General features: G+C 57.7%; 20 protein-coding genes, 3 tRNA genes and 1 pseudogene. 18 read left to right on the top strand and 6 right to left on the bottom strand.

The window, feature by feature from the left end; translation table 11 throughout:
• Window positions 1-24: 24 nt before the first annotated feature.
• A complete protein-coding gene (locus ACN08Y_RS02125) occupies window positions 25-1,506 on the top strand; it encodes a multicopper oxidase family protein (protein ID WP_237205628.1) in 1,482 nt (493 codons plus the stop codon).
• A 276-nt stretch (window positions 1,507-1,782) separates the two neighbouring features.
• On the opposite strand, the pseudogene ACN08Y_RS02120 reads toward ACN08Y_RS02125, so the two are convergent.
• A pseudogene (locus tag ACN08Y_RS02120) lies at window positions 1,783-2,493 on the bottom strand (IS6 family transposase).
• Between the two features lie 86 nt (window positions 2,494-2,579).
• On the opposite strand from ACN08Y_RS02120, the gene ACN08Y_RS02115 reads away from it, so the two are divergent.
• From ACN08Y_RS02115 to ACN08Y_RS02105, 3 genes are all read left to right on the top strand, one after another.
• Entirely contained in the window at window positions 2,580-3,449 is an 870-nt protein-coding gene (locus ACN08Y_RS02115; protein ID WP_419111864.1) for a 5-methylcytosine restriction system specificity protein McrC, read from the top strand.
• Between the two features lie 102 nt (window positions 3,450-3,551).
• Window positions 3,552-3,776, top strand: a complete 225-nt coding sequence (locus ACN08Y_RS02110) for a transposase (RefSeq protein WP_419111698.1) — start codon at window positions 3,552-3,554, stop codon at window positions 3,774-3,776.
• Entirely contained in the window at window positions 3,773-4,675 is a 903-nt protein-coding gene (locus ACN08Y_RS02105) for an IS3 family transposase (protein ID WP_419111697.1), read from the top strand. The genes ACN08Y_RS02110 and ACN08Y_RS02105 overlap by 4 nt, the downstream gene beginning before the upstream one ends.
• 354 nt (window positions 4,676-5,029) lie before the next feature.
• Here the strand turns inward: ACN08Y_RS02105 and ACN08Y_RS02100 are convergent, their stop codons facing one another.
• Window positions 5,030-5,872 (bottom strand): sulfurtransferase, encoded by an 843-nt coding sequence (locus tag ACN08Y_RS02100; protein ID WP_419111696.1) that lies wholly within the window; start codon window positions 5,870-5,872, stop codon window positions 5,030-5,032.
• Between the two features lie 150 nt (window positions 5,873-6,022).
• Between ACN08Y_RS02100 and ACN08Y_RS02095 the strand changes: the two genes are divergently transcribed.
• Window positions 6,023-6,532 carry an asparaginase domain-containing protein gene (locus ACN08Y_RS02095; RefSeq protein ID WP_419099044.1) on the top strand — a complete coding sequence of 170 codons (510 nt, stop codon included), beginning with the start codon at window positions 6,023-6,025 and terminating at the stop codon, window positions 6,530-6,532.
• A gap of 19 nt (window positions 6,533-6,551) precedes the next feature.
• Here the strand turns inward: ACN08Y_RS02095 and ACN08Y_RS02090 are convergent, their stop codons facing one another.
• Window positions 6,552-7,895 (bottom strand): FAD-binding oxidoreductase, encoded by a 1,344-nt coding sequence (locus tag ACN08Y_RS02090; RefSeq protein ID WP_419111695.1) that lies wholly within the window; start codon window positions 7,893-7,895, stop codon window positions 6,552-6,554.
• Window positions 7,896-8,063: 168 nt separating this feature from the next.
• Between ACN08Y_RS02090 and ACN08Y_RS02085 the strand changes: the two genes are divergently transcribed.
• The 4 genes from ACN08Y_RS02085 (at window position 8,064) to ACN08Y_RS02070 (ending at window position 10,930) form a co-directional block, all read left to right on the top strand.
• On the top strand, window positions 8,064-8,738 hold the full coding sequence (locus tag ACN08Y_RS02085; protein ID WP_419111694.1) for a hypothetical protein: 675 nt from the start codon (window positions 8,064-8,066) through the stop codon (window positions 8,736-8,738).
• 215 nt (window positions 8,739-8,953) lie between these two features.
• Window positions 8,954-9,868 (top strand): ABC transporter permease, encoded by a 915-nt coding sequence (locus ACN08Y_RS02080; protein ID WP_419111693.1) that lies wholly within the window; start codon window positions 8,954-8,956, stop codon window positions 9,866-9,868.
• Entirely contained in the window at window positions 9,855-10,727 is an 873-nt protein-coding gene (locus ACN08Y_RS02075) for an ABC transporter ATP-binding protein (protein WP_419111692.1), read from the top strand. Before ACN08Y_RS02080 ends, ACN08Y_RS02075 begins: the two co-directional genes overlap by 14 nt.
• Window positions 10,728-10,768: 41 nt before the next feature.
• Complete coding sequence (locus ACN08Y_RS02070) at window positions 10,769-10,930, top strand: hypothetical protein (protein ID WP_419111691.1); 162 nt, start codon at window positions 10,769-10,771, stop codon at window positions 10,928-10,930.
• A gap of 192 nt (window positions 10,931-11,122) precedes the next feature.
• On the opposite strand, the gene ACN08Y_RS02065 is transcribed toward ACN08Y_RS02070, so the two are convergent.
• Window positions 11,123-13,120, bottom strand: a complete 1,998-nt coding sequence (locus ACN08Y_RS02065; protein WP_419111690.1) for a glycosyltransferase family protein — start codon at window positions 13,118-13,120, stop codon at window positions 11,123-11,125.
• Window positions 13,121-13,194: 74 nt separating this feature from the next.
• On the opposite strand from ACN08Y_RS02065, the gene ACN08Y_RS02060 reads away from it, so the two are divergent.
• The 9 genes from ACN08Y_RS02060 (at window position 13,195) to ACN08Y_RS02020 (ending at window position 21,317) form a co-directional block, all read left to right on the top strand.
• Window positions 13,195-13,944: a DUF6270 domain-containing protein gene (locus ACN08Y_RS02060; protein ID WP_419099058.1), complete on the top strand. Its 750-nt coding sequence runs from the start codon at window positions 13,195-13,197 to the stop codon at window positions 13,942-13,944.
• Window positions 13,945-13,950: 6 nt separating this feature from the next.
• On the top strand, window positions 13,951-16,134 hold the full coding sequence (locus tag ACN08Y_RS02055; RefSeq protein ID WP_419111689.1) for a RecQ family ATP-dependent DNA helicase: 2,184 nt from the start codon (window positions 13,951-13,953) through the stop codon (window positions 16,132-16,134).
• Window positions 16,135-16,173: 39 nt separating this feature from the next.
• Complete coding sequence (tadA, locus tag ACN08Y_RS02050) at window positions 16,174-16,647, top strand: tRNA adenosine(34) deaminase TadA (RefSeq protein WP_419111863.1); 474 nt, start codon at window positions 16,174-16,176, stop codon at window positions 16,645-16,647.
• A 104-nt stretch (window positions 16,648-16,751) separates the two neighbouring features.
• Entirely contained in the window at window positions 16,752-17,411 is a 660-nt protein-coding gene (locus ACN08Y_RS02045; protein ID WP_419099060.1) for a TetR/AcrR family transcriptional regulator, read from the top strand.
• Between the two features lie 81 nt (window positions 17,412-17,492).
• Window positions 17,493-17,583: transfer RNA gene (locus ACN08Y_RS02040), tRNA-Ser, on the top strand.
• A 461-nt stretch (window positions 17,584-18,044) separates the two neighbouring features.
• Entirely contained in the window at window positions 18,045-18,683 is a 639-nt protein-coding gene (upp, locus tag ACN08Y_RS02035) for a uracil phosphoribosyltransferase (RefSeq protein WP_419104197.1), read from the top strand.
• 409 nt (window positions 18,684-19,092) lie between these two features.
• Window positions 19,093-19,863 (top strand): winged helix-turn-helix domain-containing protein, encoded by a 771-nt coding sequence (locus tag ACN08Y_RS02030; RefSeq protein ID WP_419099062.1) that lies wholly within the window; start codon window positions 19,093-19,095, stop codon window positions 19,861-19,863.
• A 134-nt stretch (window positions 19,864-19,997) separates the two neighbouring features.
• On the top strand, window positions 19,998-20,780 hold the full coding sequence (locus ACN08Y_RS02025; RefSeq protein WP_419111688.1) for an alpha/beta fold hydrolase: 783 nt from the start codon (window positions 19,998-20,000) through the stop codon (window positions 20,778-20,780).
• Window positions 20,781-20,789: 9 nt separating this feature from the next.
• Window positions 20,790-21,317: a SixA phosphatase family protein gene (locus ACN08Y_RS02020; protein WP_419104199.1), complete on the top strand. Its 528-nt coding sequence runs from the start codon at window positions 20,790-20,792 to the stop codon at window positions 21,315-21,317.
• Between the two features lie 75 nt (window positions 21,318-21,392).
• Here the strand turns inward: ACN08Y_RS02020 and ACN08Y_RS02015 are convergent.
• Together ACN08Y_RS02015 and ACN08Y_RS02010 are read right to left on the bottom strand one after the other, a co-directional pair.
• Window positions 21,393-21,481, bottom strand: a tRNA-Ser gene (locus ACN08Y_RS02015).
• A gap of 289 nt (window positions 21,482-21,770) precedes the next feature.
• A tRNA-Ser gene (locus tag ACN08Y_RS02010) sits at window positions 21,771-21,858 on the bottom strand.
• Window positions 21,859-21,918 lie beyond the last annotated feature (60 nt).

Below are 21,918 nucleotides of genomic sequence, written 5' to 3'. Positions count from 1 at the left end.
TCTTGCACCAAGAAAGGTTAAATCATGACAAACGCGTCTTCCCGACGACAGTTTCTGCTCGGCGGGCTCGTCCTCGCCGGCACCGGGGCCCTGACCGCCTGCACCAGCGCCCCTGGACCCGCTGCCTCGGGATCAGGTCCCTCCCTTCGCCCCATTCCCACCCCCACTGCGCTCGGTGAGCCGACGGTGCGCCGGACACTGACCGCCCGGCCCCTCTCCCTGGATATCGGCGGCATCGAAGCCAAGACGTGGGGGTACGTCTCTGACACCGGGGATGCGGCCATTGAGGCCACCGCTGGCGACGTCCTCCAGGTCGATATCACCAATGAACTGCCTGAGAGTACCTCCATCCACTGGCATGGCATCGCACTCCACAACGCAGCCGACGGTGTACCCGGCATGACTCAGAACCCCATTGAACCTGGCGAGTCTTTCTCCTATGTTTTTGAAGTCCCCCACGGTGGCACCTACTTCTACCATTCCCACACCGGCCTGCAGCTTGATCGCGGCCTCCACGCCCCACTGATTATCCGTGACCCGCAAGACGCTGAGGACCAGGACGTCGAGTGGACCATCGTGCTCGACGACTGGGTCGATGGCATTCAGGGCACTCCCGACGATGAGCTCGACAAGCTCACCGGAATGGGTTCGGGCGACCATAACGGGGGAATGGGAATGGGAGGTCACGACCAGATGATGCACGGCACCCCGGATCAGGTACTGGGCGGGGATGCCGGCGATGTGATGTATCCGCACTACCTCATCAACGGACGTATCCCCCGTGCTCACCGGACTTTCAAGGCTCGCCCGGGCGACAAGGCCCGCCTGCGGTTTATCAACTCCGGCGGTGACACCATCTTCAAGGTGGCCCTCGGTGGTCACCGCATGACCGTCACCCACACCGACGGCTTCCCTGTCCAGCCCTGGGAGACCGAATCGATCTACCTGTCCATGGGCGAGCGTGTCGACGTCGAGGTCATCCTCGGCGACGGCGTCTTCCCGCTCACGGCTTTGGCGGTGGGTAAGGACGACCGCGCCTTCGCTGTCATCCGCACCGCCGGCGGCCAGGCCCCCCGCCCCGATGTCGACTTCCCCGAGTTGTCGTCCACCGGACTGCTTCTGTCCTCCCTGAAGCCAGCAGACCGTGCACTCTTGCCCGAGGGCACACCAGACCGAGAAGTCAGCATCGACCTGGGCGGGCAGATGATGCCGTATGAATGGAGCATTCTCACCGACGGCCAATCCTCCTCCGCGACCGTGCAGGAGGGCCAGCGCCTGCGGATGGTCATGCGCAACAGGACCATGATGCCCCATCCCATGCACATCCACGGCCACACGTGGGCGCTGCCCGGCAGCGGCGGGCTACGCAAGGACACCGTCCTTCTCCGCCCGGGTGAAACCATGATCGCCGACCTGATCGCTGAGAACCCCGGTGAGTGGGCATTTCACTGCCATAACGCCTATCACATGGAAGCCGGGATGGTCAGCTCGCTTCGCTACGAGTAACCCCCACAGCAGGGTTGAGTGCCGAGGTGGGCAGAGTCGCTGCAGACCGCCCACCGGGTAGCACGATGACCTTCCTCGGTGTTGTGGTCTTCCGGGATAACCAGAAAACCGTCTTCTTCCCCACCGGGTTACTGATGATCGGCATCCTGGCTGCGGCAGCTGCAGGTCTGATCTCGTTCGCTTCCTCGTGCGTCGGGTGCTGTTGCAAAGTTGGGCGGAGAGCAGCAGTGAAGACTCAGTTTCTTATTCCCTGATCGCCGCTGCGTGTGGGCGTTCTCAGGCCGTCTCGAAGACCCGGTTGGCGATCACCGCGCCCGGGTTCGGTTGCCCGTAGGCAAACATCGTGCCTTGCCCTTTCCGCAATGAGTGCATCGCCTCCATCCCTTTCAACGTCCGATATGCAGATGTCCGGTTCTTAAACGCGCCTTTCGGACCGAGGATCCGCTTCAGCCGACCATGGTCGCCTTCCAGGATATTGTTGAGGTATTTTACCTGCCGGTGTTCCACTGTTGGCGGGCAGATTCCCTCTGACTTAAACTCGGCGATTGCCTTGGCTAGGGAGGGTGCTTTATCGGTGTTGATCACTCTGGGATACCCGGATGACGCATTGGATCTGTGGGCCTTGGCCAGGAAACGCTTCGCTGCGACCACGTTCTGCTTCGGAGAGAGGTAAAAGTCCAGGGTCTGGCCACCGGCGGTGATTGCCCGATAGAGGTAGCACCACCTGCCGCTGACCCGGATATAGGTCTCATCTACCTGCCAGGAACTGGCCTGTCAGTCAGGTACCTGTCGGCACCACCGTGTTTGCTTGTCCAGCTTAGGGCCGTATTTCTGGACCCAGCGGTAGATCGTGGTGTGATTGACCGGCACACCCCGCTCAGTCATCATTTCCTCCAGATCGCGATAGCTCACCCCGTAGCGGCAGTATCACCGCACTGCCCACAGAATGATGTCACGGGGGAAATGACGACCGGAGAAGATACCCATGGCTGTGATTATTTCACGTCGCTCTTCCTACTGCCCCAACTTTGCAACAACACCTCTTCAATCCCATATAGACCCGTTGGGTCAAAATTGTTCACCGGGTTCCCACCAGCATAGGCATACCGATTCGCATTAACCGGATTCAAAGGTGCAAAGAGCAGGGGATAGCGGACGTTTCTCCTTCCCCTAGAGAAGGATGTTTTAACGTCTCTGTAAAACAGGTCGCCGGTCAGGTCAGTTTTGAAGGGTCCACTTTTAGTATTGCCCCTAAGCTGCCTGTTTGTTCAGTGATATGGATGGTGCAACAAGCCTATGTTCCACTCAAATGGAAAGGCGAGCACACGCCTCTAAATCAGGAGTCGCTAATCTGTGCAATGGCCCAGATGTATCGGACTCTCGTGGAAGGCATCTTAGCTGGTGGCCTCTTACAAGGGTATGTTTCAGTGCAAGAGCGTTCCTCTGTTTTGCGTGGCCGGTTATTGCTGAATGAGCAACTTACTCGTCATTATGGGAATCTTTATCCTTTTGAAACGAGCTATCAAAAGTTTGGTGTAAATATCCCAGTCAATCAGGTGTTATTGACGGCGGCGGTGCATCTGATGCACCTGTTGGAACAAGACGGCCGGTTCTCTGATGAGGTTCTGGCGTATCGAAGATTTCTTCAGAGCTTTGATGGTGTACAGTCCCTTGTTCCTGGTCAGGTTGTACCTGATGTGGTTTTTACTCGTCTCAATCAGCATTATGAGCAGGTTTTTCGATGGGCTGCGATGGTTCTTCAGCAGATAGGTTTTAGTGCAACTGCTGGGGTGTATCAGGGCTCTGGTTTCGTGGTGAATATGGCAACGGTATTTGAAGTGATGGTTGGTAACATCCTGGTTTCTTATTACCCGGCCGGGGCGGTGCTGATATGTACTGGGTTCAGTCCACACCTTCCACCCACACCCCACCGGAAGGAATAATAAAGACCATGCCCACCAAATACCCCCCAAGAATTCAAAGAATGAGCAGTACGACTCGTAGGCGACCGACTCAACTACGCTGACGCTCCATCCATAACCGCGGTGATCAAAGATATCGCCCCTCGGCTAGGAATTTCCCACAACACCCTGGCCTGCTGGTGCAACACTGCTGCACTGGACACCGGCAAAGAAATCAGTACTACTAGTGACGCGGCGGCCGAAATCAGACGTCTGAAACGAGAAAACGCGGAACTGCGTAGGGCCAACGAGATTTTGAAAACCGCCTCAGCTTTTTTCGCAGCGGAGCTCGAGGCACCGACCCGATGATGATCCGATTCATCAACACTTATAAGGATCTTTTCGGAATCGAGCCCATATGCCGAGTCCTATTCGAGCATCTTGATGGTGGCTTTATTACGGCCAGCGGCTATTACCGCGCAATTGGCCGTGTCGCTTCAGCCAGATCACTATCCGACCAGCTCCTCATTCCTGAACTGATCAAAATCCACCAGGAGAACTACGGAGTCTATGGCGTGCGCAAAATGTGGCAAGCGATGAGACGAGCAGGCTGGGCAGTCGGACGGGACCAGACCTACCGATTGATGCGTGCAGCTGGTCTCCAGGGGGTGCATCGGGGGCGTAAGCCTGTGACTACTAGGCCTGCCACTGTCTTGGATCACCGTCCTGATTTGGTTCAGCGCAACTTCACCGCTGATGCGCCGAACCGTCTGTGGGTGGCAGATTTCACCTATGTGCGTACTGCTGGCGGGTTTTGCTACACCGCGTTCATCACTGATGTGTTCAGCCGGAAAATTGTGGGCTGGGGCGTTTCCTCGACTATGCATACTCAGGGTATGCCGCTGATGGCTCTCAAGCAGGCTTTGTTTGAAGCCAGGCGTTCAGTGTCTGGTTTGACGCAGGTGGTGCATCATTCTGACCGGGGCTCGCAGTATGTGGCTGAGGATTACACTCGTGAGCTGGTCCAGCTGGGTGTTCGGTTGTCCGTAGGATCTACTGGAGATTCATACGATAATGCCCTGGCTGAGTCGGTTAACAGTGCGTATAAGACTGAGCTTGTACGTGGTCGGTTCTTTGAATCTGTTGCTCAGTTGGAGGCTGCCACGGCGGGTTGGGTGTGTTGGTGGAATCGGCAGCGGTTGCATTCGGCTCTTGGTTATCGGGCTCCTCAGGAGGTGGTGGATGATGCTTTAGTTGCTGTTGTTTGATGTGTTAGTTTTTTTGGGTGGTGGGTGTGACCGAAACCCAGTACATACCTTCAGAGTTCAATGTGATGTCTGATTGCGCCTCTGGCAGGTGTCGTGTCTGAACTCAGCTGTTGGAGCTCATCGGTTGTTTCCTTGCTTGTTAGGGTCTTTGTAGGTGTTGTCTAGGCTTCTTTGGATCAGGAAGGTTACTAGGGCTGCCTGGCTGTAGATTGGAACTTTTAATCCGTGGGTCGTGGGTTCGAGCCCCACAGGGCGCACAGCTAAACCCCGGTCTTCCTAGGAAGACCGGGGTTTTCTTATGCTTGGGCTGGTAGTGCGCCTGTTCCTGGAGCTAGTTAGCTTTCAACACGCATTTTAGCGCTCCACGGGGCGTACCCCGGCGGGGTCTTCTGCCCCGTACTCAGCCCAGGAACCGTCGTAGACGGCAATCTGCTGGCAGCCAGAAACATAGGCGGCTAGGGCATCCACGCAGGCGGTGACACCGGAACCGCAGGTGAAAATCAGTAGCTCTTTGCCATCGGCAACCTCATCGACAGCCTTTTTAACTTCATCGGGCTGACGGAACCTGCCCCGTTCATCGAGCAGGCTGGTGAAAGGTAGGTTGACAGAGCCGGGGATATGCCCGGCCCGTAAACCGGGGCGCGGTTCCGGCGCCTTGCCGGCAAAACGCTCAGCGCTGCGGGCATCAATAACCTGTGCTGAATCGTGACCCGCCATGGCCTTGGTGGTCAGGGCATCCACGAAAATCTCTCGGTCTTCTGCAAGGAAAGAGCCAGGGACGAAGGGGCCACGATCTAGAGGGAGCTGTTGGTAGCCAGCTTCTACCCAGGCGGGTAGGCCGCCGTCCAGAACAGCCACGTTGTCAAAACCCATGGCCACAAACATGAACCAACCACGGGCGGCAGAGAACATGCCCTGCCTGTCATAGACCACCAAAGCTGAGTCCTTGTTAATTCCCAGAGCCCGTGCCCTGTCTTCAAACTCGGGTGCACTGAGCATGGTGTGAACGCCTTGGGAGGCGCTGAATTGACCGTCAATATCGAAAGCGCGGGCACCGGGGATCCCCTCGCTTGCTCCTGCAAAGTCACCGACCGACGCGTCCAGAACAATCAGGTTAGGTGCCGTTAGATGAGCGGCAAGCCACTGTGCCCCTACGATAGGGAAGGTCAGCTTAAGAGGTGCAGTCGCTACAGACATAGTGTTCCTTTGCTCAGTGGAAAATCCTAGGGACCATACTACCGCCCCGAAAAGATAAAACCGTGGACTAGACTTTAATCCAGCAATTCCGCAACCCCCTTAGACGTGCCAGAGTAAGAGAGCACGTCAGCACCAGTAGAAAGCCAATAGATGCCTATTCAGCACCCCAGCCATATTACCGTTCTGACTACCGGGGGGACCGTGGATAAAATCTACTCCCTAGAGGGGGAACTTATTATTGGCCCGCCCAGCGTTCCCGAGCTCCTGGGCCCTGTGCTCAGCGACATCAACTTCACGGTACAGAGTGTGCTGAAACTCGACAGCCTGGACATGACCGATCGGGACCGCGCAGTTCTTGCCTCCGCTCTCGAAGCGGTAGAGACCCAGCACGTCATGATCACCCACGGTACGGACACTATGCCCGAGACTGCTCGCTACCTGCAAGCGAACAAAAAGGCACAGGGCAAGGTCGTTGTGCTCACCGGGGCCATGCAACCGGCTTCTATGCGGGCCTCTGACGCCAGCTTCAACCTGGGGTCAGCGGTAACTGCCCTGGGGCTCTTAGAACCTGGTATCTACATTGCTATGAGCGGGCGAATCTTCCCCGCGACCACAGTCCTTAAAGATAAGGCGCGGGGAATCTTCACCCAGGGTAACTAAACCCTACCGGGGGCGTGGCCTAGACAGCCCGGCCCGGTGTCAGAATATTGTTGGGATCCAGCGCCGCCTTAATGGCGCGCTGGGCCGCAAGAGTAGCCGGGCTGAGCTGTTCGAGCATGCCCTGCATCTTCAGAGAGCCGATGCCGTGTTCACCGGTGACGGTACCGCCTAATTTGAGCGCTTCAAGGCCGATTCTGTCTAAGAGCTCGTGGGCCTGTGCCTGGCCTTCCTCCCCATCTGCTGAGTAGACAGCCGGGTGTAGGTTGCCGTCCCCTGCATGGGCAGAGATTGTGACTTTACGGCCGTACTCGGCTTCTAGCTCCCGGATTTTTGCTACGAAGAGGGAGAGCTTCTCTAGCGGTACGCCAGTGTCACCAAAGACCAGGTAGCCCTCTGCAATGGTGGCTGAATGAACCAGTCTGCGGGTTTCCATGAGATCTAGCCCGGGTAGAGCGGCAGTCTCGATTGCACCCCCCTGAGCGCACCGCTGTGCAAAGGCCTGAGCCTGTTCTAGGGCACGTGGCCCGGTGGTTTTACCCATGACGATAGCGGCCTTCGGAATGGTCAGACCCCTGCTGTGGTGCTTCTCAATCATGGTCGCTGTCTCGGCATCTACAAGTTCCAGGCTTTCGGGCTTCTCCTGGCTGGAGGCAATGGCAATGATGGTATCCGTGGCCTCTTCAAACGAATCAAAGTGTGCGGAGAAGGTTGCTGGCTCCCCCTCAGGAACAGGCTTGAGCCGGACCGTCGCCTGGGTAATAACACCCAGGGTGCCCTCCGAACCCACAAAGAGCTGGGTCAGGTTAAGGCCGGTGACATTTTTAGCTGTACGGGCACCGGTATGAATGACACTGCCGTCGGCAAGAACTACTTCAAGGGCTACAACCGAGTCAGCGGTAACACCGTGAGCAAGACAGCGCAGTCCGCCGGCGTTGGTGGCAATGTTACCGCCTACCGTTGAGATAGCCGCCGATGCCGGGTCCGGCGGGAAGAAGAGCCCGTGTTCCTGGGCCGCCCGGTCTAGTTCGGCGGTAATGACGCCGGGGCCAACAACAGCCAAACGGGCTAGCGGGTCAATGGAAAGGGAAGTCATTTTCTCCAGCGAAAGCACCAGGCCACCGGCGTAAGCCACTGCGCCACCGGCAAGACCACTACCCGCACCGCGTACCGACACCTTGACACCGTGCTGGTTGGCCCAGGCAAGGGCGGCAGAAACGTCTTGGGTGGACTCAGCCAGGACAACGGCCAGAGGTACCTCCGGAGTTGCCTCAGAATCATCCGCTGGGTAGCGGCCAAAGTCAGCGGGGTCAGTGAGCAGGGTACAAGAAACGGACCGTGCTAATTCTTGGAGAAGTACAGACATCTTTGTTCTTTCTCTATGGAGCTGTATCACTCTTAGTGTAGGTTCTAAGGAGAAGATGATGCGTGCATCACCGAGTATTAAGACAATCTTGCGCAATGTAGTCGACGCGCGAGAAAGTAAACACCGGGCCTCGCAGAAAGCAAAGGGATAAGGAGAGGAAAGACAGCGATGTCAGATCAGCCTGACTACACCTACCCCAACCAGCCTCAGCCACCCCAGTACGCCGGCCAGTACCAGCAGACACCCCAGTATCAGCAAGGTGCGTACGCCGGGTACACCCAGATGTACGGTCAGCAACTCCCTGAACATATGGAGAAGCCAGTTGCTCCCAAGGCTCTTAAGATTGGGGCATTTATTATGTATTGCATCGCTGGGCTGACCATTATTTCCGATATTCTGGAAATCTTTTTCTACGATGAAATCCAGGCTCAGATAGAGGAAGCTGTCGCAGCACTTTTGGGGGTACCGGATTTCTCTAGCATGGCTGGTACCACGACACAGCTAGAAGGCAGCCTCTTGACCGTGAGTCTGGTGACCGGGCTGATTTTATCTCTCATCTGGAATGGTGGAGCAGCGGTCATAACTTTCTTTATGATGAAGGGGCATAACTGGGCTCGTATTGTGGCGACTATCTATGCTTTGCTGGTTTCGCTCGGTATTTTTAGCGTGTTCGTCTGGTTGCTTCTTTTCCACTGGTCAATGCTGATTGGGCTTTTGGCTTCTGTGCTGGCAATCGTTGCTTTGTTCTTCTTCTGGCAGGGTCCCGCTAACGAATACATGCGGCAGTCCCGTATTTACAAGCAGTGGGTTGAGCAGCAGTCCTATTTTGCTTCTCACTCCTAAAGGCGGGCATATCTGCTCCTTTGCAAAGTCGAAAAGCCACGCTACCGGTAAACTGGTGGGGTAAGGGCCGGAGTACCTGCTCTTAGCCTGTGTTTACGCTCTAGTGTTTTCTGCGCGAACATAGGCCGAGTAAGAGTACTTCGGCAACCCCCGCGAGGCTAGTTCGACAAGAATCAGTCTCACCCCCACCAAGGAATCGAAAAGCGAAACGTAGCATGGGCAAGACGAGCAGGGTCATTTATAAACCGCGTGAGGCGGTGGATTATCGTCTGATTGATATGGCACCCTATATCCAGTCAGGACGGCTCGTGCCTGTTGGCGCGCGAAGCAAATTGAGCCTCTACCTCAAAGATCTCTGGGGACGTCGTAGCTATATCTGGTACGATTCCCGGACCAAGGTCAAGACCCAGAACAACGAGCACCGGCTCGGTACTCTCTGGCTACTGGTCAAGCCCCTGCTCGACATCATTTTTTACGGCCTGCTCTTTGGCGTAGTACTCAAAGCATCGCGGGGTATAGATAACTACCCGGCTTATATCATCATCGGTATTTTGATGTTCCGGTACATCTCAAGCGTTATGAATAACGCCGCCGGCGTGATGAACCAGAGCAAGCCCATGATGAGGGCCTTTTCGTTCCCCCGCATGGCGATACCGCTCTCGATGCTGGCGCGGCAGACTCTACAGATGGGCCCTATCGTTGCGGTCATGATCGTGGGTCTTATTGCTATCCCGCCCCACCAGTACCCCTCACTGACCTGGGCCATGTTTATCCCGGTTTTTGCGCTTAACTCAGTCTTCCTTTTTGGGCTATCCCTGATTATTGCCCGGTACGCTTTTATCCTGCCCGATATTAAACAGCTGTTGAGCTTTGTGACCCGCGTACTCTTGTACGGTTCGGGGATTATCTTCCCCATCGAACGGTTCGTGAACCACCCCGTTTTGGCCCAGATAATTCAGGCCAACCCGGTCTACATTTTTATTGACCTGTACCGGCAGGTCCTACTAAACAACAGTCTGGGCTCGCTTGAATCGTGGGCCGGTGCAGGTGCCTGGACAGTTGGCACGCTGCTGGTAGGTTTCTTTATTTTCTGGCGTGCAGAGGAGGTGTTCGGTCGTGAACTCCGCTAACCAAGAGAACCTGGGGAGCTTTGCTCCCGGTAAACCCTACGACGATGATCGCTTCCTGCAACCGAATATTGTGGTCAATAATCTTTCCGTTGACTACAAGGTATCGGCCGGACTCTTTGGCCGCCGTAAGCAAGAAGTTGTGCACGCTTTGCAACCCTTCTCCTTTGCCGCCTTTGAAGGCGAGTTCATTGGGCTGGTTGGTCGCAACGGCTCGGGCAAGAGTACCCTGCTCAGAGTGATTGCCGGCCTTGAATCGCCCACAACTGGCACGGTTTACGCATCGTCGCGGCCTTCCCTGGTCGGTGTGAGCGCTGCCCTAAACCCCGAACTGACCGGTCGGCAGAATATCATTCTGGGTTGCCTGGCCATGGGCCTTAAAAAGAATCAAATTGATGAGGCCATGCAGAAGGTTATCGACCTAGCCGGTATCGGAACCGCTATCGACCGGCCCATGCGAACCTACTCATCGGGTATGGGTGCCCGCCTACGCTTTGCTATTTCTCTGGCCGCCAAGCCCCGCATCATGCTCGTTGACGAAGCCCTTTCCACCGGTGACGCCGCCTACGCAGAACGCTCAGCCCAGGCCATGAAAGAGGTCCTTGACCAAGCTGGAACGGTCTTCCTGGTCACCCACGCCGCACAGACCATTGAAGAGCTCTGCAACCGCGCTATATGGCTGGATTACGGCGAGTTCGTCATGGACGGCGACGCCCGCCAGGTTGCCCGCAAGTACCGCTGGTTCGCTCACAACCTGGCTCAGGGAAACAACGAAACAGCCGCTCAGTTGCTAGCAGAAGCAAAAGCTCTTGGTGCTCAGGGGTACGTTGCCGACAGCCCCGAAGAAACAGACGAGCACTAAACCACTACACACCCCCCGGCAGATTACAAGGTAAAGAACTGATGTCCCCCCCTACCATCATGACCATTTACGGCACCAGACCGGAAGCTATCAAGGTTGCCCCCATCATTAAAGCCCTTGAAGCATCAACTGACTTTACCCCTGTCATCGTTTCAACAGCTCAACACCGGGAAATACTAGAGCAGGTGCAAGGAATATTTTGATATTAGGCCTGACTAAGCGCTAGACATTATGGAACCAGGCGAGGGCCTGAACTAGGACACCACAAGAACTCCCCCGAAGCTGTTGAGAAGTTGGCGCGGTCGCTAGGGTAACTTGCTGGGGTGAACCGAAAGAAGCTAGAGAGACCAGCCATAGGTACCTTTCAGAGGGGGGACGGTGCCCGGGGGAGGGCTTTAGAAGAAGATGTGTTGCTGGCTGAGGCCGTAGTGGTGGACCCGTGCGTGGGCCAGCACTCGGGAGTCGCTGATATCCCAGGTGTGCTCGGCGCCTTGCCCAGCGGCCCGGCGTACCTGCACAAAGTTGAAGCGGTCAGCGGAGTAGATGCGCCCGCCGGCTTTAGCCACGGATTCCAGGAAGGCGGTGTCTTCGCCGGTGGAGACATCCTCAAAGGGGTGGGCCTGGAAGATTCTGCGGTAGCCCAGCAAGGTGGGCCCTGCAACGAAGTCGGTGAAGCGGTGTTCGCGTTCTGCTGCCCTCACCACGGTTGCGTCAAGGCCTTGCAGGTGCATGTAGTAGGCCTGTTTACCGACCACATCGGCGCGGGAGAAGCGCAGTGCGTGCAGGGAGTCCTCTAGGTAGTGGGGGCCGTAAAGGTCATCGTCGTCCATCTTGGCAAGGACCTCGCCATGCGCCGCATCAACAAGCTGGTTAAGGCAGTAGCCCAGAGAGCGTTCACTACCTGCGGTCAGCAGGCGTGCCCGCTCAATCCCGGCCTGACGGGCACGGTCCTGGAAGGTGCGAGAATCGAGGGTGAAACCGTGGGTCAGCAGAACCAGTTCAGCTTGTACCGTCTGCTGGCCTACCTGTTCAAGGAGGTGCTCCACCTGTTCAGGGCGGCAGGTAGAGGCAATGACGCTGACACTCGGTTGCCCCAGGGCGAAGGGCCCGGTCAGCTTTCCTTGGCTTGCCAGCGCATTGAGAATGGTCAGTGCCCGGTGGGAATAGGTGTGCTGTGACCAGATGTGTCGCTGGGCCAGGTGAACCTGCCGGTCCCGGTACTCACCGCTTGCTAGTAGGGCGCGGGTTGCCTGACGCGCTTGGTCTTCGGTGCCTGCCACCTGGATCATAGTCTCGTCAAAGTAGCTGGTAATAGCGGCTGAGGGGCTGGTTAGTACGGGTGTTCCGCTGGCTAGAATCTCAAAGATTCTGCGGGCGCACATGCTCGGGGAATCTACCACCGAATTGACGTTCAAGAAGACCTTATAGGCCTTATAGGCCACCAGCATCTGCTGGTAGCTCTGGCTGCCCACGACGTGCTCGGTGAGCGGCTGGGGGAACTGGTAGCGTTCGTCCTGACCTAAAAAGCGGGAGAAAATCTCAAAAGGCTCACCGGCCTGGGCCGCTCCGGTGCGGGCACCCTTGAGCAGGTAGTCCATCTGCTCGCGGCGCTCAGGGTATTTGTGGGCAAAGTAAGAACCTGCAAAGGCCGCACCGCGCTCTGCTACCCCGTGGTGGGGGCGCACCGGGTTGTGCACTGCTGGTTGGGCGGCAAAAGCCAGGGGATAGACCCGTTCATGCCCCAGCTCTTGCTGGTAGCGGGTGACCATGTTGCTATCGGAGGTAAAAACAAAGTCAAAAAGCGCGGCAGTAGCGAGGAAGTCCTCAAAATGCGGGGGGTCCTCCTTGTTCCAGAAAACAGAGGGGATGCCTTCTTGCCGGGTGTAGGCCAGAAGCTCTTTGACGGCAGGGCGCGGGGCTGATTCCCCGGTTAGGTGGTACTGCCAGGTGCCGTCGTTACCGGCCCAGGCAGACTCCACCAGCAGAAAATCAGGCTTCTCGCGCTCTAGGACCTCTCGCCAGTTCTCCGGGGTGATAGCTAAAGTGGTGAACTCAAAACCCCAGGCCAGCGCAGAAAAATCATCCAGAATAGTAGCCACTTTTAAGCCCTCAAAAACCGGAGGGTAGCTGGGGTAGTCTAGGGGCAGGAAGTCAAGACGGTAGCCAGCAGGGGTTTTTCGGTCCTTGCTGACCTGGGGGACCGCGCCGACGGCTTCCTCGCTGGCTAGGCCTAAACCTTTGCCCCCGCTGCGGGAGCGGGAACTAAAGGCCGCACCGCCAAAGTGGTTCGCCATGACCTGACGCCGCCTGAACTTACGGACCTGCCTCAGGCCTCCTCGGCGAAAGTGCCAGAGCGCGCGACGTAGTTCAGAGGGGGACAAAAGCTGGGGCACCGCTACTCCTTGACTCAAATAGGCAGATACAATAAACCTACCGCACCGTCAGCGGCGAATACATAAGGGAGAGCATGACAGTAGGAAATCAGGTACAGAGGGTCTTTATCTACGGCTCTTGTGTTGCCCGCGATACCGCTGAGTATTTGCCTGAAAACTATCGGGTAGTCGGCTACACCGCCCGGCACTCCTTGCTTTCGTGGGCTACCGATGCCAGCTATAAGCTCCCTGCAGACCTGGAGCTGAGCAATAAATTTCAAGATAAGATGCTTCGCGCCGACTGGGCCGGTCAATCCTTGGATTCCCTGCTAGAGACCGCAGACCAGTATGACCTGATCCTGTGGGATATCTTCGATGAACGTCACGGGGTCCACTGGTTTAGCACCGGTGAGGTTGTGACCCGCTCTATCGACTTGGTTGCCTCCAAGCCGGCTATGGGCCTGATTGAGGACGGCACCCACGTTGCCTTAGGCGCTGAAGAGCATTTCCAGAGCTGGTGCGAGAAAGCAGACGAGTTTATTGATGCACTGACCGAACACGGTGCCCTTGCTAAGGTGCGCCTTCTGCGCCTGCCCTGGGCCGAACAGACCAGTGCCCATGAGCCTACCCCCGTCAGCATGGGAATTAGCGCCCAAGAAGCCAACCAGCTCACGGTGCCCTACTACGACTATGTGGCGCAGCGGGGCCTACCTATCATTGATGTTCCCGCAGACCTTGTGGTAGCTGACCCCGGCCACCAGTGGGGTCTGGCCCCTTTCCACTATGTGCCTGAGGTCTACCACTACCTGCGGGATGCGATCGTCAACCCCGCCCCGGAAAGCTAGGCTCTCATGACCTCCACCGCCAGTAGTGCACCCCTTAAAGAGCAGGCCCAGGACCTGCTCGCCCAGCTCACCGGCGCCCCTGAGGCCCGGTTCCACCCCGGCCAGTTTGAGGCTATCGAAGCGCTGGTAGAGCACCGCCGCCGCGCCCTGGTGATCCAGCGCACCGGCTGGGGTAAATCTGCGGTCTACTTCATCTCGGCCCTGCTCCTGCGCCGCCAGGGCAGCGGCCCCGCCCTGATTGTCTCCCCGCTGCTGGCCCTGATGCGTGACCAGGTGCTGGCCGCCGCCCGCGCCGGTGTACGAGCCGCTATGGTCAACTCATCGAACGTGACCGAATGGGCGGCAATCCGCGCTGACCTGGCCGCCGGTGAACTAGACGTTTTGCTGGTGGGCCCTGAACGCCTGAACAACCCGGACTTCCGCCTGAACTGGCTCCCTGAGCTGGTGCGCGCCTGTGGCCTGTTGGTGATTGACGAAGCCCACTGTATCTCTGACTGGGGCCACGACTTTAGGCCCGACTACCGCCGAATCCGTGACCTTATCGCCAACCTGCCAGCGGGTGTGCCTGTTCTGGCCACTACCGCCACCGCTAATGAGCGTGTAGTTGAGGATGTTGCGGAGCAACTAGCTATCCAGCAGGGTGGGCAAGCCGGCCCTGACTCGGTCTTTATTCTGCGCGGCCCACTTTCCCGTGACTCTCTGCGGCTGGGCGTTCTGCATCTGCCCACCGCCACCGATAGGCTGGGCTGGCTAGCAACCCACCTGGGGAGCCTACCCGGCTCTGGGATCATCTACACGCTCACGGTGGCCGCTGCCGAAGACACCGCCGCTGCCCTGCGCGCAGCAGGCTACCCGGTACTGCCCTACAGCGGGAAAACCGATGCGGACGAGCGGGCAGAAGCCGAAGAAGCCCTCAAGGAGAACCGGGTCAAAGCCCTGGTTGCTACCAGCGCCCTGGGCATGGGTTTCGATAAGCCGGATCTGGGGTTTGTGATTCACCTGGGCGCGCCCTCCAGCGCGGTTGCCTACTACCAGCAGGTCGGGCGTGCTGGTCGCGGTGCTATCAAGGCCGACGTACTACTTATGCCCGGTAGAGAAGACCGGGAAATCTGGGAGTACTTCGCAACTGCTAGTATGCCCACCCCCGAGAACACCGGTGCTGTTCTTGCCGCTCTTCGCCAAGCAAGCTCCGCGGGGCAGGAACTGACCGTCCCGGCGCTGGAAACTCGCGTGGATGTCAAACGTTCGTCCCTGGATCTGCTCCTGAAGGTCCTCGCGGTTGAGGGCGCTGTTGAGCGGGCCGAGAGGGGCTGGGTAGCCACGGGCGCTCCCTGGCACTACGATGCTCCCCGCTATGAACGTGTGCTCCAGGCGCGCCTGCGTGAACAGCAGGCCATGCTGGACTACCAGCGCACCAGCACCTGCCGTATGGTCTTCCTAGCCCAAGAGCTTGATGACACCACCGCCCAACCCTGCGGTATCTGCGATGTGTGCGCTGGCCCCTGGTACCCCAGCGACCTTGACCCTGCACTGACCGCGCAAGCAGGGATTACCCTCAACCGTACTGGTGTTGAAATTGAGCCGCGCGCCATGTGGCCTAGCGGTTTGGGCTCTCTGGTGTCTGAGGCAACCACGGACCATGGTAAGCCTCTTGGGGGCAGAATCGCCCTGCAGGAGCGGGCCCAAGCAGGCCGGGCCCTTGCCAGGCTCACTGACCTGGGCTGGGGTAATCGCCTGCGAGAAATCTTTGCCCTCGGCCCCGACGGCAGCCCTCTGGACGGGTCGGTACCCGCAGATCTAGGCCGTGCCAGCCTTCAAGTTCTTGCAGACTGGGACTGGGAACAGCGCCCTGTAGCTGTGGTGGGCTTGCCCTCCCCGGTGCGCCCTGTCCTGGCGTCCTCGCTAGCTCGTGGGCTAGCGGCTGCCGGTAAGCTCACCGACCTGGGCGATATGGAATGGGTCAAAGAGCCAGAGCACTTTGGTGGCAACAGCGTCTTTAGATGCGCCGGTGTGCTGGGTGCTTACCGGCTTCCCGACCGGGTGCAAGAGTACCTTGCCAGTAGCCCCGGTCCGGTCCTGCTGGTGACTGACCGTATTGACTCCCGCTGGTCTAGTACGGTTGTTGCCCGTATGCTCCGCAAGGCTGGTGCCACCGCCGTGCTACCTTATGCCCTTGCTATTACCCATTAGAACCACCTTTTCATATGAGAGCCGGTGACCGTGCCCACTATCTTTAGCGACCGCCCCCGCAACCGCGACCACGAAGCCCTCATGCGCCTGGCCCTTGAACAGGCTCGTTGTGCCCTGGTCAGCGATGACGTCCCTATCGGGGCAATTCTTGTGGATGCCTCGGGGCAGGTGATCGGCCGGGGCTATAACCGGCGTGAAGCTGATGCTGACCCTACCGCCCATGCTGAGGTCCTAGCCATTCGAGAGGCGGCTGAGCACCTGGGGAGTTGGAGGCTTGAGGGGTGCACCCTGGTGGTGACCTTGGAGCCCTGCCTTATGTGTGCTGGCGCAATTTTGCTGGCACGTATCCCTACCGTGGTGATGGGTGCCTGGGAAGAAAAAACCGGTGCGGCTGGGAGCGTCTACGATGTTCTGCGTGATCGGAAAGTCAACCACTGGGTAGCGCTCTACCCCGGTGTGCTTGAAACAGAGTGCGCTAGCTTGCTGACCACTTTCTTCCGCCAACAGAGGTAGTTAAGGTTACGCTATTCATGTGCTCGCAAGACCCTGTTTCTTGCCCACTATCCTGTATATTTGCAAAAGGTAACTGATTTTTTCAAATAAAAGAGGGGGCGGGTGTGAACAGCACTCAAGCGAACGCCATTGTTTATGCACACCAGGCACCTGTTGTCCAAGCCAGCACCCGCCGCCCGGGGCGGACCAACAAAACCCAGCTTAAGCTCTTTCAAGCTGCCATGGATATCATGAGCCAGGGCGGGCCTACGGCGACTACCGTTGAAGATATCGCTGAACGGGCCGGTGTTTCTAAAGGTACGGTCTACTACAACTTTGGGTCTAAGAAGACCATGATTGATCAACTTCTGCAGTACGGCGCTAAGCTGCTGCTGGCGGAAATGACAATGGCGAGCGATAGGGGGCTAGACCCCAAGGTTTCTCTCCGTCAGGCTCTTGAGGCGGCTATTGTCTACCTGCGGGAGCACCCCGGCTTTGCGCGCCTGTGGGTCTCGGAACTGTGGCGAGCTGGCTCTGAATGGTCGCCGACTACCGATCTGATCCGTGCCGATATTATGCGGTTTGTTCGTGAATTGATTACTAGGCTTTCGACCCGCTACAGGGTGAATAAGGAGCGTTCCGTTGAGGGGCTTTCGCTGATTATATTCGGTGCTGTTTTCATGCTTTCGATGGACGAAACCCGCCACGGTGCCCAGCGCAGTGCCAGCGAAGCCGCCGATTTGGCTATGCTCACCGTCGACGGTTACATCCTGGGCCCTGCCTAGGCCACGAACCGGTCTTGGCCTGTGCTGGCACTGGCTCTAAGTTGAGGCGCTGGGGCATCTAGGGTAAACTTTCCAGAGTTTGGTGACGTGTCCGAGCGGCCGAAGGTGCAACACTCGAAATGTTGTGTACGGTAACCCCGTACCGAGGGTTCAAATCCCTCCGTCACCGCCACAAAGAAAAACCCGTTTAGGCTAGTAGAAGCTAGGTTAGGCGGGTTTTTTCTATGCCTTAAAATGTCTCTGTGATACTCGTTTGCCCAACAACTTGGCATCAAAGCAGGTGACAAGCAGGCCCAAAGAAGCCTGCCCGGAGGCCAACAAGGGGGGGCAGCTTAGAAGCCTGCGAGCGCCCCATAATCAGGCAAGTTTCCGTTCAAACTCAGGGAACAATTAAAACTTTCAAAGGCCCTAGCACCCTACACAGTCCGAGCGACAGATGAAAGAGGTCAAGGGAAAATATCCCAGGGAGGTGGGGGTTTCTGGTGCCATGGTAGTCACGCTGGTAAGCCTTCTAGCAGGCTAGGGGTTGGCAGTCTCCTTGCCAGATGTGCTTAGGCCTAGCCTTCAGGGTGAGGTGTGGCTAGAGGCTGATGGTGCCCTCCCCCAGGGCCTAGGAGCTGATAGGTTTTAACTATGCGTATTAAAGTTCTGGATCACCCCCTGGTCGATCACAAAATTACCGTCCTGCGAGACAAAAACACCCCCTCACCTATCTTCCGGCAGCTGGTTGACGAGCTGGTAACCCTGCTCGCCTACGAAGCCACCCGCGAGATCCGCACCGAACCCATTGAGGTTGAAACTCCCGTGGCTAAAACCGTCGGGTCGCGCATCTCAACCCCGCGCCCGCTGATCGTCCCCATTCTGCGAGCGGGCCTGGGCATGCTCGAAGGTATGACCCGTCTTATCCCCACCGCCGAGGTTGGCTTCTTGGGCATGGCTCGCAATGAAGAAACCCTGGATATTGTCACCTACGCTGAGCGTCTGCCCGAAGACCTCACTGGCCGCCAGGTCTACCTGCTTGACCCCATGCTCGCTACCGGCGGCACCCTGATTGAGGCCATCAAGTTCTTGCGCGCTCGCGGGGCTGAGCGTATTACCTGCGTGTGCGTGCTGGGTGCCCCCGAAGGTATAGCCGCTCTGGAACGCGGTGTTGAGGGTATGGCCGATATTGACCTTTTCCTGGCCGCTCAGGATGAACGCCTCAACGAAAAGGCTTATATTGTTCCTGGTTTGGGTGATGCCGGTGACCGTCTCTACGGGGTAGCCGACTAGGGCGCGATAGTAAGCACAGTTGGCCTACGGGTCAAGGTGCCGCCCCTAGTTCTCACATATTAATCAGGCAGGTTGGCTTGGTTCTGCAAAGAATCGCTGACCTGCCTGAGCTGTCCCCACCCCCTGAGCGCTGGATTCTGTGACTAGCGGCTTATGGGATAGAGAGGCCTTTCCGCATCGATCTTATTGAGAACTCAGGGTATAAATTGGTGCTTGCAGGTCCCTGAACAAGGCCCTTTCCCTGTGAATACGGGTAGATTAGTTAAAAATTTATCTGAATGTTCCTTGCTTTAATTACAAATTCGGACAACGATTAAAGCTAGACAGCGACAACTCCCTCACGCACGGGATGTGCAGTCTAGCTGAGCCACACACTAGAATGCTCGATACACAGGGAGAAGGTAGGCAAATGTCAGGCGCACCGGGATATGTTCACATATCGCAACGCAATCGTTCTGCCGCACAGCGCCAGCAGGGCGCACCGAATCAAGGCCGAGCAATCAGGCAGCAGCCAGCTAATCTTCGCCCCATGACCTACAAGCCAGAACCCCAGCGAGCAGTAGCTCAAGAAAATGAGGCCCGTGGCTTCGTGATCTACGTTGGCCTAAGTGAGGAAGCCGCTGCAGCGCAGGGCACCTCACTGGTCCGCATCGTTCAGGACACCCGCGTCTACGTGCAGAACCAGGTCCCCGGCGCTGAATCTTATGCCGCCGTTGCCCTAGCCCCCTCCGATGCGCAGGGGAGCGACCTCGAAGTGGTTCGCAATGCTCTAGGCGACCCCACCGCGGTGCACTACCAGCCCGAAGCTGGCCAGCACACTAGCCACCACACGGCCGATGACTCAAAGCCCACCCACTCCGTCGGTGTACTCATTGACCTTTCCCGCCGTGAAGTTTACCTGGACGGTGAGATGCTCAACCTGACCTACAAGGAATTTGAGCTCCTCAACTACCTGGTAGAAAACGGCCAGCGCACCGTCGCCCGCGAAGAACTACTGACCAGCCTGTGGCGAGATGCCGAGGAAGTCCCCAACGAGCGCACTATCGACGTTCATATCCGCCGTCTGCGTTCCAAGCTGGGTCGTCTCTCCAACACCGTACGCACCGTACGTGGCCAGGGCTACCGCTTCTACGAGCACCCCGAGGTCGTTGTCTGGGCCGCACCCGAGTACTCCATCTAAACGGATTTGCCAGCTGAGCCCAGCTCAGCCCAGAACCCTTTATAAGGGTAAGGCCACCCTTGCACCGAGCGGGGGTGGCCTTACCGTTTGTGGTGGTGCCGGGTGTGCCGCCCGATGGGGTTAAAGTAGAGGGTATGACTGCTTCTGCTCTTGCGACCACCGTCATCGGTTCAGGCCCCCTCAAAACCGTCTTTCTGCACGGCCTTTTGGGGCGGGGAAAGAACTTTACCGCTATCGCCAAAAACCTGGGAGAGGGTGTACAAACCCTGCTCCTTGATTTACCCAACCACGGCTCAAGCTACTGGACCGATAGCTTTGACTACCGGCAGATGGCTGACCTGGCCGCCCAAGCTGTAGCCGAGTATGCCGCCGGTGAGCCGGTGGTCGTCATGGGGCACTCCATGGGCGGAAAAATTGCTATGCTCCTTGCCCTGAGACACCCGCACCTGGTCAGCAAGCTGGTCGTTATTGATATCGCCCCCGGTGAGTCCAAGGGTAGCTTCGAGGTGCTCATGGACAGTATGCTGGCTCTACCCATCGACACCTACACCACCAGGGGACAGGCCGATACTGACCTGGCCCGCACCGTTCCTGCAGCAGGAGTGAGAGCCTTCCTGCTCCAAAACCTAAAAATGTCCAAGAGCGGCAACAGCTGGGAGCCCAACCTGGTCATGCTCCGTGAGCACCTAGCGCAGATTATGGGTTGGCCGGGAACAGAACAGCAGTACAAGGGCCCGGTGCTCTGGATCGCCGGTGGCAATTCCCCCTACATCACCCCAGCAGACTTTGAGCCTATGCGCCGGCTCTTCCCCCTGGTACGGCGCTCTGTGATTAGGGGAGCGGGCCACTGGGTTCATTCGGAGAAGCCCCAGGAGACTATCTACTTACTCAGAGGCTTCTTGGGCAACCGCGACTAGGATAGGTGTATGACCGATTTTGCTCTGCCCCGCCACGATGCCCGCACCCTCATCATCATGCGCCACGCCGAGGCTGATTGGGGGCTGGATGATTTCAACCGCCCCCTGACCCGGCGTGGCCACTCCCAAGCCCCGCGGGCCGGTGCCTGGCTGGTAGAGCAGGGCCTAATCCCCGAGATGATGGTCAGCTCAGCCGCCCTGCGTACCCGGCAGACCACCACCTGGGTTTCCGAAGCGCTGGGGGAGAAAGCGCCCACTGCTAGCCTGGACGAGCGCCTCTATAACGCGCCTGCCTCCCAGCTACTGACCACTATTAACCGCACCCCCGAGGCCGTGCATTCGCTGATGCTAATTGCCCACCTACCCGGTGTGCAGGACGCAACCCTGCAACTGGCCCGGCCCGACTCCGACTACGAGGCCCTCATGGATGCCTCTTACGGATTTGCCCCGGCCACTTTGGCTGTATTCCAGGTCCAAGGGGACTGGGGGCAGCTGGTGGACGGTGAAGCTCAGCTGATTCACTGCGTTAGCTTCTAAACCAGAGGCCCCGTGACTAGGGGGAGAGCAAACACGAAAAAGCCCGCCTACTCATCGAGTAGGCGGGCTTTAGAGCGGAGACGGGGGGATTTGAACCCCCGGTCGAGTTTAACCCCGACCCTTCATTAGCAGTGAAGTCCATTCGGCCGCTCTGGCACGTCTCCTAACGCTGCTCAGCTTAACCCGTCAACCTGGCTCAGCACCACAGCTTAGACCAGTCTAGCGACAAAAAGAAGCTTGGTCAAAACGTAAGCTTTAGTAGCCGGTAGGTGAGTTAGCGGTCATGGCTAGGAGGACTAAGCCAACCAGGGCTATAAACCCCAGTACCTTGTAGATAAGAGCAACCCCAGCCGGTGACCTTGCCAATAGTGGCAGCGCTACCCAGGGATTCTGCCTCACCATTTGTTAAAGATAAAGCCCATCTCACGTAAGATACATAAGATGGGCTAGGTGCGGATGGTAAGGGATTTGAACCCTTGAGGCGGGGTTGCCGCCTACTGGTTTTCAAGACCAGCTCCTTCGGCCGCTCGGACAACCATCCAAATGTGCTCAAAGCACTCATCCCATGTTACACAGGCTGGAGCATAAAGCAAAATACTAG

The sequence above is a fragment of the Rothia sp. P5764 genome, assembly GCF_048512965.1.
In the GTDB taxonomy this organism is placed as follows: domain Bacteria; phylum Actinomycetota; class Actinomycetes; order Actinomycetales; family Micrococcaceae; genus Rothia.
The sequence above is the reverse complement of the archived record's forward strand: the minus strand, read 5'-3'. Positions and strand labels throughout refer to the sequence as shown.